We start from the raw sequence: 10,664 nt of genomic DNA, 5'->3' as shown, positions 1-10,664 counted from the left end.
TACGTGGTGGTCGCGTTCGCCTGGTCCTTGACCGAGGTCAGCCGGTCGGCGGCGTCGTAGCCGTAGTAGATCCAGCCCGTCGGGTCATCGACGGCAGTGACGTTGCCCGCGCGGTCGTAGTGGTAGGTCGCGGTGCCGGTGTTCGTGCCGGCGGTGCGCACGACCCGGGTCAGCAGGCGCCGTTCGTAGCTGTTGGTGAGAGTGGCGCCGGCGGTGCGGGCGACGGTGCGGTTGCCGGTTTTGTCGTAGGTGTAGGCGGCCAGGCCGGTGCCGTCGGCCTTGGCGACGGAGACGACGTGGTCGAGCTTGTCGTAGCCGTAGACCAGCTTGACGCCGTTGCCGTCGGTCACACTCGCGACGCGCGAGAGCGAGTCGTAGGTGTAGGTGGTGGGCTTTAGTGGCAGCGGCGGGGTCACTGTGGTGAGGTTTCCGGCCGTGTCGTAGCCGTAGGTCGTTGCATGCCCGTTACCGTCGGTCGACTTCGTCACCAGCCCGTTGCTGTACTCATATTTCGCGACGTCGGCGTTGAGCGCGTCGGAGTGCACCTTGGTGACGTTGCCCGCGTTGTCGTAGGTGTTGTTCACCTTGTTGCCGGAGAAGTCCGCGACCTGCGTGGGCAGGTGCGGGTGGGCGGTGTCGGTGTAGCCCACGCTCATGGCCGCGCCGGTGGGGAGCTTGCCGCCCTTGAGGTTGTTGAGCGGGTCGTAGTCGTAGGTGACCGAGTTGCCGGTCGCGTCGGTCAGCGAGTTCACGTCACCGTGCGCCGACCACGCCTGGTCCCGGGAGTGCCCGAGCGCGTCGGTGGCCTTGGTCTGCCGGCCGCCGCTGTCGAAGGTGTAGGTGCTCTTGTGCCCGTTGGGGTCGGTGACGGTGGTCGTACCGGAGTCGTAGGCGTAGCCGGTGACACTGGCGACGCCGTCGTAGTTCGGCTCGGTCACCTGGGTCACGCGGCCACTGGCGTCGTAGGACAGCGTGTACACCCGCCCCAGGGTGGTGGTCAGTGTGGTGATCCGGCCGTCGGTGTCGAGGCCGAAGCTCATCTTGTCGCCGGCGCGGTTGGTGATCCCGTTGACCTTGTAGAGCTGGAGATCCCAGCTGTAGGAGGCGGCGACCTGGCCGGTCGGGTCGGTCACCGTCCGGAGCAGACCGTTGCTGTCGCTGGTGAGGGTGGTGACGCGACCTTGAGTGTCGGTGATCGAGGCCAGCGACGAGTCGGGGTTGTAGCGGTAGGTGATGGTGTGGCCGTTACGGTCGGCCTGGGACGACAGCTGCCCGGAGCTCGTGAACGACTGCACCTCGCCCGAGCCGTCCTGGGTCAGGTGGTAGGAGCCGTCGGCGAGTTTGGTCAAAGTCGCGTGTGAACCGGCCGGTGTGGTGTAGCTGCCGTCGTCGTTTTTGGTGTATTCCGAGCAGTATCCGGTCGCGTCGCGGACGATGACCCCGTACGTCCTCACCCAGAGGTTGATGTCGTCTCCGGCGGAGATCGTCCAGTACCTGCTCAGCTCGTTGCCCCAGAGGTCCCGGCTGTTGTAGGTCGCGTCGAAGGACATGTTCAGACCGGTGCCCTTGATCGTCAGTTCCCGGTCGGTGATGACGGCGTTGCCATTTGCCCGGTTGACCAACAGCTCCGTGCGGTCGGAGATCGGGTAGCGGTCCATCGGGAACCACGGCTGTGTCCCCACCTTTGCGCCGCTTGCGCAAGTTTCAACCAGGGGTGACTGTGTCGATCTCGGCGTCGCCGGCGTCGATCTGGGCTGGACCTGGTTGGCCTGAAGACCGGTTGGTGTCCGGTTCACTTTCGCCGGCGGTGTCCACGACACCGGCAGCGGTACACCACCCCGCCCGGTCTGCGGTGCCGCGGACGCGGTCGCCGGGACCGCAGCGACCAGCACGACAGCCGACGTGAACGTGATTGTGCGCAGCACAAAGTGCCGCAACGTTTTCCGTTGCATCAGAAGGTGAATCTCCCCTCGGAGCCACCAGGCTCCACCCCGGCGGCGGGATGCCACCAGACTCAGCGACACTATGACAACAGATCACCGTGAGCAGACCGGGGACGCCTCGACCACTCGAACGTCCTAACGGTTATTTCACATGCTGCTCCGTTCAGCCCGAATCGCCGACACCAACTGGATCAGTCGACATACGGGGCCAACGAAGAAGAGCCGGGCCGCAGTCTGTCCGTCCGCCCCTACTCCACCGCGCCACGCCGACCGCGGTGCTCGATACCGAGGTGCCTGAACGCCGCCCACTGCACCAAGCGCGTGCCGTAGCGTCATCAACGACGTGTACGGCCCGCCATGTGGTGCACCCAGTCCCGGGGCTCGAACACCCGTGCCGCGCGGCACACACCACAGCGGCGGCGTGCAGTCCAATCCAACGTTGACGACACCGAAGCGCTCAGCCAGCCGGTTCGCACTGGCGCCGCACCCGATATACAGCACGATCAACAGAGATTTACCGATCCTGCTGCGAAATTCGCACGTCGGAGGCCAGCAACGCACATGCGCGATCACGACTGGCCATCCACACTTTCAGCCTCAGCGCCACCGCTCTCGGCAACTGCCTGTGCCTCTCGTTTACGATGTTCCAGTGTAAAGCGATCTGGACGAGCCGGTGCTCCAGCAGTCTTATGTCTGTCGGAGCGGCAGCGCTGATGAACCCACTCGGTGGCCATGCGTTCGGCGAAGCCGGGGCGCCAGTGATCGTGCCAGTACTGCGCATCACGGGCGGTGGCCTTCTTTCCCAGGTGGGCTTCGCGCCAGGTGTAGGCGAGGGTGGCGATCTCGGCGACCAGGCCGGGATGGTCCAGCCAGCAGTCCGGGATGGTGACCGCGCGGGTGCCGGGATTGCCGGCGTAGGTCTGGTTGTAGTACTGCACGAAATGCGCGAGTGTGAACAGCGGTGTTTCCCCGCGATGTTCCTTGTCCTCGGCGGCTGCCGGGGGCAGGAACGTCAGCCACCGCGCCATCCGTGGGTCGTTCTCCGGCTCGTCGGTCAGATCCGCGAGCGCCTCCGACAGCTTCTCCATCTGGCGCCCCAGGGCCTTGGCCACCGTTTCCAGCCCGGCGACCACCTCGTCCAGTTCGCGCAGCGACCGCGGCTCCGATCTTTCCTGCTTGTCCGTCCGCCGCCCGTCGTTGTCAGCGGGGTCGCTCGGGCGTGCGGCGATGTCGTCGTCGCTCATCGCAAATCGCCCCCGTCGGGCAGCGTCAACGGGTAGCCGTCTGGCGTGATCGCGGCACGACCGGAGCGGATCACCGCGACGTCGGCCTGCAGCTGGGGCCAATCCGGCCGTTCCTCGACGTCGACGGTGCGGCCGAGGATCGGGCGAAGGTTGCCGTGCAGGATCAGCACCCGGCCGCGGTCGAGGGTGCGGATGTCGCCGGCTCGCAGTGTCGGGACGGTCTCCTCGCCGCTGGCACCGCGCCCGACACTCAAGATCCCGTCGCTGTGGTGCTGATGGGTCCGGCGGCGGTGCTGCCCGGCCAGCGTGGACAACCACTCCAGCGTCTTGTCGTCCTTCAACCCCGGAAACGCCGTCAGAGTGAGGGTGTTGTCGATCAGCTGTAGCCGGCCGGGTTCGCCGTAGAGTGGTCCAGTTGGGAGCGGGATTGCGCGGACCAGTGGGTCAGCACGCCGCGGCCGGCGGAGTCGGCGATGATCGCCGGCAGTCGCGGGACCGGCGTCCCCGCGAACAGCTCATCCAAGATCGCGGTCGTCGGTGGCTCCAGCCGGCGGCGTTCGTGGCGTAGTGCGGTGTCCTGAGCGGTGGTGAGGATCTGCTCGACCAGCGCGGTCAGGACCGGCCGGGCCTGCGGGGCCTGGTGTTCCCCGGCGATGATAAATAGGCTGCCGCGGCGGCGCAGGAACTCGTCGACGTTCAGTTCCTCGGCCGGGCTCGGGGTGGCGAAGTACCGGATGGCGGGGTTCATGAACGGCTCGATCGCCCGGCGGACCGACATCCAGACCGCGTCGGAGGTCTCGGCGACCATCCCGATCTCCGACTCCAGGTTCTGCGCCAGCTGCGGATACTGCTGCTCCAGCAGCTCGACCGGTTCCCGGTCGACGGGTTTGGCGATCGACCACCGTACGAGGTGATTTACGGTTCGGTGGTGAGTGGCGGCGGCCAGCAGGTAGGCCTGCATGACGATGGTCGCCCGGCCGCGGAACACCGCGTCGTTGCCGCCGACGTTCTCCAGCCCGAGCGAGGACGCCTCGATCAGCGTCTCCGCGCGCCGCAGCGCGACGGCAGGGTCGGCGCAGCCGGTGACCGGGGACCAGCGCGCGTGCGCCGGCCAGGACAGGGTGCCAGTCGCGTCGATCACCAGTACCGGTCCTGCTCCCGGGCGGCGGGTGCGGGCCAATAGGCACCACTCGGCGAGGTCGTTCTTCGTCGTTGACGCGACCAGGGCTCCCGGGGCGGCGAGGGCCTTGTGGACTAGATCCGTCCTTGATTTGCCCGAGCGGGTCGGGGCGATCGCGCCGGTCGGGGTCTCGAGCGACGTCATCAGCTGCTGGCGCCGGGGTCCGCGGTGCAGCGGGACCGCAATCTCCTCGACGGGTACGGTCCGGCATTGGTGGTCGGTGAGGTCACCTCGGGTCCACATCGCGGTTCTGCGCGCGGCAGCGATCGACAGGTTCTTGGCGATGTCGCGGCGGGTGGCGTGCCCTGCGTCGGTCGGCGCGACGCGTCGCCAGACCGGGATCGCGACGCCGACGGTCAGGCCGGCGATGAGCATGGTGATCGTGGTGAACCAGGTGTAGAACGCCAGTTGGTGTCCGCTGACCGCGCCCGACCACGGGACCGGCAACGCCGGACCGGGGTCAGCGGCGTGGAACGCCACGGTGAGCGCGAAGCCCGGCCACGCGATGATCGGCGGCCCCGACCATGTACCGGCGGCGAAGCCGGTCACCAGGACGGCGGCGGTGACGACGATTGCGCCCAGTGTGCAGAGGATCGCCAGGGCGGCAATCGCGAGGCTCATCAGGGCGACGTCGCGGTCGAGGTTGAGGGTGTCGGTGCGTGTGCGCGGCATGAGCCGCTCCTCCCGGGCAGCGGGAGAGCAGCACCACAGCGACGGTCATCGGAGTGGGCTGCCTCCCGGTGGCGGGGAGGGCAAACTGGGGTCGGCGACCCGGCGGATCGCGACGATCTTCGACGTCCACGACGAGAGGGGCTCGAGGATGACGCCGGTGTCGGTGTCGTAGGCGTCGACGATCACGCCGTGCCCGGCGTACATCCCGACGTGCCGCGGCACCTGCGCGCTGCCGAGCGAGCCGGGGATGAACAGCAGATCGCCGGGCTGTACCTCCTGAACCGAGGAGACGGCGTGTCCGGCGTGGACCTGGCTGATCGTGCCGGCCGGGATGCCGATGCCGGCGGCGGCCCAGGAAGCGAGCATCAGCCCGGAGCAGTCGTAGGCGTTCGGGCCTTTCGCGCCCCAGACGTAGGGTTTGCCGAGCTGGTCCAGGGCGAAGCCGACTGCGGCGCGCTGGTGGGCATCGTCCGGCAGCGTGAATCCGGGTGGCAGCTTCGTCGGGTCGATCTGACCAGGGTCGCGAGGGACGTCGGAGTCGCCCTGGTCGGGGCAGAACGTCTTCGCCTGCACGGCTTCGGTGCCGCCGCCAGCTGGCGGGAGTGGGGTGGGGTTGTCGGGGCCGGTCCAGAAGCGATCCGCGATTGCTGCGGCAGCAGGTTCGCGTGGAGCGTAGCGGTCTGGGAAGCCGCTGTGCTGCACCGCCTGCTCCGCTCGACCGGGTGCCATGGTGTTCCAGCCGGGGATGGCGATGAGGGCGTCGAGGAACTTGCCGGTGGCGTAGACGGGGTTGAGAATCTGTTCGCGGGTGCCCCAGCCTTGGCTCGGGCGTTGCTGGAAGACTCCGAGTGAGTCGCGGTCGCCGTAGTCGAGGTTGCGCAGCCCGGACTCGACCATCGCGGTGGCGGTCGCGAGTACCGCGGCTCGCCGTGGCAGCCGGCGCTGCTGGACGACGTCGACGATGGTGCGGGCGATATCCATTTCCTCGGCGCCCAGCTGCTGCTGGTCGACCACGATCGAACCGCCGCCCGGGCCGCCCTGCTCGCACCCGCTCAGCTGCACGACCGTCCCGGTCGCGGCCGGCACGACGACGAGCGCCAGCGCGAGGATCGGCAACATCACCAGCCCGACCAGCGCGCCGGCCGCGGCAGCAAGAATCCCCTTGGGTTTCACGAGGGTGTCACCGATGCCTCGCTGCGGGCCGGTGCATTCGGCTTCCGGATCAGCTGGGTGTTGGTGTCGAAGATTTGCCGCTCAATCCGGCTGAGCACCGTCTGAACCTTGAGCCCAGTTCGGTTTTCGATCTTCCACAGCGCCCGGCCCTGCCGGTCGTTCGCCCATCCGGTCGTGGCTTGCTGTTCCTTGTCCGACAGCGCAAGGACGTCGGCCAACTCACTCGCGACCCTCGTCGACTGTCCAAGAAGAACACGGATCGAGCACAGGGCAAGCAGGTCGCGGGCGATGGCGACTTCCTGGGAGCCGGTCGCGCCAACGGAGAGGAAATCGCCGGGCTTGTGGCTGATCAGCACCTGGATCTTGCGTTCAGCGCGCGACAGCCGTAGTTCGCTGTCGACGGCCTGGACCGCGCGCAGCCCGAGACGCAGTTGGCGCCAGATCTCGTCGCGGACGACGATCCGCAGCTCCCCGTCCTCCTGCAGATCCGTCGCCAGCGACGACCACGACCCGAGGCAGGTCAGCGCGACAGCGACCGCCTGGTCGCCGCGGGTGCGCAGCCGGGACAGGTCCAGGCTCTGGATCGGGGCATCCCAGTCGACGGTGACATTGGTCGGGGCGTCGAACAGCCCGGCCAGCGGGCCGCTGATCAGGTTGGCCAGCGCGTCGGTGATCGACCGGAGGTGGTCCAGGAATTGGCGGCGGTCGGCGAAGCGCAGCTCCCGCCACAGCTGCTCGTCTGGGTCGGCCAGCGCCCGGTGAACGTCGGGGATGGTGATCGGCTTGAGGCGGCTGTTGCCGTCGTGGACGCCGAGCAGCTGCCGCAGCACGGCTGACAGCGCGGCCTCGTCGGTGACCGTGGGTCGGTAGCCCTGGGCCTCGGCGAGCGCGACCAGCAGCTGCACCCACCGGCCCAAGACCCCGTCGAGCTCGTCGCGTTGCCGGTCGGTCGACCACGCGTCCCAGCGGGCGGCCAAGGGGCCGAGGTCGAGGGCATTGAGGCGGGCGCTGCTGCCGCGACCGAGCATGATCGGCGTGACCCCGAGCGCGTGCAGCAGCGGGGTGTATTCACCTTTGACGTCACCGGAGATCAGCGTGCGGACGCCGGTGAGCATCATCCGCAGCAAGAACGCCACCACGGTGGAGGACTTGCCCCTACCGGGCTCGCCGAACAGGACCATGTTCGGGTTGGTGCAGATCGAGCGCAGGACGAATTCGACCGGGTGCAGGTAGAACGCGCCGCCGGAGTGGACGTCGTAGCCCATCCGCGCCCCGACCGCCGGCAGCGGGCTCGCCGCCAGCAACGGGAACAACCCACCGATCTCGTGCGTGCCGGCCTGGTAGACCTGCAGCGGCGCTGCCACTGGCGACCACCCGTACCCTGGGCGGGCGAATCCCCGCCGCGGTGCCGCCCGCCGGTTCACCCGCGCAGCCCGATCATCCGGACGCCGACGTTCCGGCGACCGCGTGCCCATTGCGGGCCCGAAGGTGGCGAGCAGTTCCGCGGCAGTCCGTTCGTCGTCGCGGCCGCTCACAGCGCACCGCCCCGCAGGCGCGGCAGCCCCACACCGACAGGCAGGACCGCGGCGACAAACCCGGCATCCTGGGCCAGTTCCATCCGCAGCAGCTGGAAACGGCCGGCGATGTCGTTCTCGAGCTTGGCCGCGTGGTCCTCGACGTTCCAGGTATCCGGGATCGTGACGGCGGCGGCGACGGCGAAGCGGACGATTCCGTGCCCGGCTGCGACCGCGTGTTCCTGCGCGCGGGCGCCGCCCGCCTGCCGGGCTTCAGCGGCACCGGAATTGAAGCCCTTCGCCGACTTCCAGTCCCGCACCACCCCGGTGCGGAACCGCAGACGGCGCACGGCCTTGCGGGACCGGTGCTGGGACAGGGTCTCGTAGTGGATGGCCAGGCTGCGGCGCTCGCCGGCGGTCTTAACCGCCAGCAGTCCACCGAGTGCCCCGAACACCGTCCCGGCCTCCGGCATCAACACCGAGAATGACACCGTGGCGAACCCGTCGTGGTAGTAGGCCCGCACTGACGGTGCCGGAGCGTGTACGGGACCGGCCGTCGCCCAGCGCACACCGGCGTCGCCGCCGGCCTGCTGGCGGCGCGCGGCGAGACCAGCGGCGGTGGCGGGATTGAACCCGGTGCGGATCGCCCCCGCCAGCTCCGGACCCGAGAGCCACTGGACGCCAGTGGCGCCGAGAGACTTGAGCTTGTCCTCGAGCCCGTCCAGCACGCGGTAGAGCACCGCGGCCCGGCCGGCGACCCCGCCACCGGCGGCGGCAGCGGGTCGCCGGAGGGCCTCTTCGGTGCCGGAAAGGGTGACGAACACTTCGTGCCGGACCGACACCGCCCCGACCAGCCGATCCAGCTCCTCAGCCGTCTGCCGCGCCAGCGCGGGGGCATCGGGGACGTCGTGTTCGGCGCGCCAGGCTTGATAGTCGGCGCCGTCGTCAGGGACGGTGCGTACCAGCAGGCTCATCCGGTCGATGACCTCACGGTGCCCGATCGACAGCAGCAGATTGCCCAGTCGGTTGGCCAGCCGCTCACACTGGGCGTCCGAGAGCATCCCGACCCCGGCGTGGGTCAGGCGGGCGGTGGCGCCCCACCGTCCGTCGGCGGTGTCGTGGATCAAGCAGACGCGGCCGACATCGCGCAGCGGGGGCCCGTCGGGGAACCGGAGCCTGGCCAGCACGCCGGGGAGATCCGGCTCATCCAGATCCTCGGCCTGACCGGCGACGGCACGCGACTGCCACCGCGACCAGCCCAGCGCGATCCCCGCGCGGTAGAGCAACAGATGGCCGAGCCACCGCAGCGCCGGACGACCGCGCACCGGGACCACCACCAACGCCGCCGCCGTGCCGCAGAGTCCGCCCAGCGCCAGAGCCTGCCCGAAGCGCCCGGCCGCCAGCGCGAGAATCACCGGCACGGCCAGCCCCACGCACACGAACGCCTGGACGGGCGTCAGGCCGATGATCCAGCCCGAATGTTCCCTGCGGGACAGTCCTTTGTAGATTCGGGTCGCGGTGCTCACAGCAGCACCGCGGCTTCCTCGGCCTCACCGGCCGCGGCGCCGCCGCCGTCATCCGGCGGCGGACCTCCTGGTGGCTTGGGCGCTGGTGGTGTGGGCGGCCCCGGGTCGTCGGGCGGGTCCTGCGGTGGCAAATTCTCGTCGTCACCGCTGTCGCCGACATGCCCGGTCATGCTCGTGTTACCGGTGCCGCCGGCCTCGGCAACAGGCGCAACTATCGTCTCGACAGCCGAGTCGGCTCCCGATTCTTCTCCATCGCCGGGTTTCTCGACCGCGGACGCGTCGCCTGAAGCAGCGCCGGTCGGGTTCGCAGAACCGGATGCGTTCTGGTCGTCGGTCGCGTCGGGCGGCCCGATGGACGAGTCGGGTGACGCGATGGACAAGTCGTCTTCGGCGGCGGCCTGGTCGAAGCGGTCGACGTTCGCCTGCTCCTGGCCGTCGCCCTCGTCTTCTTCGCCGTTGGCGCCGTTGCCCCTCAGCTCTTGGCGGGCCTTGTTTCCGAACGCCTCGGCTATGCGTCCGATGATGCTGTTGGCGCCGTAGGAGTCGAGACCAGCATCGGAAAGCTTGTCGCGGAACACTCCTTGTGGGTCGGCGCTGGGATCGATGAAGGCGCAGAGTTTGAACAGCACCAGCGGCACGCACAGTGCGACGAACAGCACCCCGATGCCGGCCAGCAGCCCGGACAGGCCCTGCGCGCCGCCGACGATTGCGACGGCCAGCACCACGACGAACGCCAGGGCGGGCTTCATGACGATGGCGACCAGGCCCCAGCGGACGACTTTCCAGTACCACCGCGCGGTCGCATCGGCCACGAGCCCGGCCGCGGCGACGGGGATCGTGGCAACCAGTATGTAGATCGCGGCCTCGCGGAACACCGCCTCGAACGCGAAGCCCAAGCCCGCGGGGATCACCCCGAAAGCACCGGCCAAGCCGAGCACGACGTTTTTGACCTCGTCTGAGAGGGCGTCGGTGAATCCGGTCATGTTCAATGCGTCGCGGAAGTTGCCGACCCGCAGCCCTGTGGACAGGATAGCTTCGGTCAAGCCGTCGGCGGCGGCGAGGAATGCCGCGACCGCGCTGACGGTGAGGGCGACGGCGATCCCGTACTGGAGGGGGCCGGTGATCAGGCGGAGGAAGCCGCGGCCGCCGCGGGCGACCGTGGTGATGATCTGCCAGAAGAACATACCCAGCGCGATGGCCCCGGAGATCCACAGCGTCATCGGCCACAAGACCGAGACGGGTCCGTCCGTGGTGGACACGGTGAAGATGGAAAACTGGTCGACCAGCTCGAACGCGGTGCGCAGGATGAACAACGCCGCGGCCCAGGTGGCTGCCATGAGCGGCTCCAGGACCCCGCCCGCGACCGCGCCGATCGCCCCGCCGGCCAGCTCGCCCAGCTTGTTCAGCAAGTC

7 protein-coding genes and 1 pseudogene are annotated in these 10,664 nt (G+C 69.0%); all 8 read right to left on the bottom strand.

All coding sequences use genetic code 11. The annotated features are described in order from the left end of the window. Positions 1-1,682 (bottom strand): annotated as a pseudogene (locus tag IE317_RS44545) (RHS repeat-associated core domain-containing protein); the annotation flags it as partial. Between the two features lie 830 nt (positions 1,683-2,512). Beyond that, positions 2,513-3,187, bottom strand: a complete 675-nt coding sequence (locus tag IE317_RS13625) for a hypothetical protein (protein WP_191309873.1) — start codon at positions 3,185-3,187, stop codon at positions 2,513-2,515. Beyond that, the gene (locus tag IE317_RS44540) at positions 3,184-3,546 is read right to left on the bottom strand and encodes a TraG/TraD/VirD4 family protein (RefSeq protein WP_229902700.1); all 363 of its coding nucleotides are present in this window, start codon (positions 3,544-3,546) and stop codon (positions 3,184-3,186) included. Before IE317_RS44540 ends, IE317_RS13625 begins: the two co-directional genes overlap by 4 nt. A 17-nt stretch (positions 3,547-3,563) precedes the next feature. After that, complete coding sequence (locus IE317_RS13620; RefSeq protein ID WP_229902698.1) at positions 3,564-5,039, bottom strand: type IV secretory system conjugative DNA transfer family protein; 1,476 nt, start codon at positions 5,037-5,039, stop codon at positions 3,564-3,566. 45 nt (positions 5,040-5,084) lie between these two features. Further along, positions 5,085-6,212 carry a C40 family peptidase gene (locus IE317_RS13615; protein WP_229902697.1) on the bottom strand — a complete coding sequence of 376 codons (1,128 nt, stop codon included), beginning with the start codon at positions 6,210-6,212 and terminating at the stop codon, positions 5,085-5,087. Next, complete coding sequence (locus IE317_RS13610) at positions 6,209-7,747, bottom strand: ATP-binding protein (protein WP_229902696.1); 1,539 nt, start codon at positions 7,745-7,747, stop codon at positions 6,209-6,211. The genes IE317_RS13615 and IE317_RS13610 overlap by 4 nt, the downstream gene beginning before the upstream one ends. Further along, positions 7,744-9,252 (bottom strand): SCO6880 family protein, encoded by a 1,509-nt coding sequence (locus IE317_RS13605; protein WP_191309871.1) that lies wholly within the window; start codon positions 9,250-9,252, stop codon positions 7,744-7,746. Before IE317_RS13605 ends, IE317_RS13610 begins: the two co-directional genes overlap by 4 nt. Then, positions 9,249-10,661: a hypothetical protein gene (locus tag IE317_RS13600; protein WP_191309870.1), complete on the bottom strand. Its 1,413-nt coding sequence runs from the start codon at positions 10,659-10,661 to the stop codon at positions 9,249-9,251. Before IE317_RS13600 ends, IE317_RS13605 begins: the two co-directional genes overlap by 4 nt. Positions 10,662-10,664 lie beyond the last annotated feature (3 nt).

This window comes from Amycolatopsis bullii, assembly GCF_014654205.1.
In the GTDB taxonomy this organism is placed as follows: domain Bacteria; phylum Actinomycetota; class Actinomycetes; order Mycobacteriales; family Pseudonocardiaceae; genus Amycolatopsis; species Amycolatopsis plumensis.
This window is presented reverse-complemented; position numbering and strand designations above follow the sequence as displayed.

Bases quoted from the DNA above. Each gene is read 5' to 3' on its own strand.
- IE317_RS13625 (WP_191309873.1), bottom strand. From the start codon at position 3,187: ATGAGCGACGACGACATCGCCGCACGCCCGAGCGACCCCGCTGACAAC.
- IE317_RS13620 (WP_229902698.1), bottom strand. From the start codon at position 5,039: ATGCCGCGCACACGCACCGACACCCTCAACCTCGACCGCGACGTCGCC.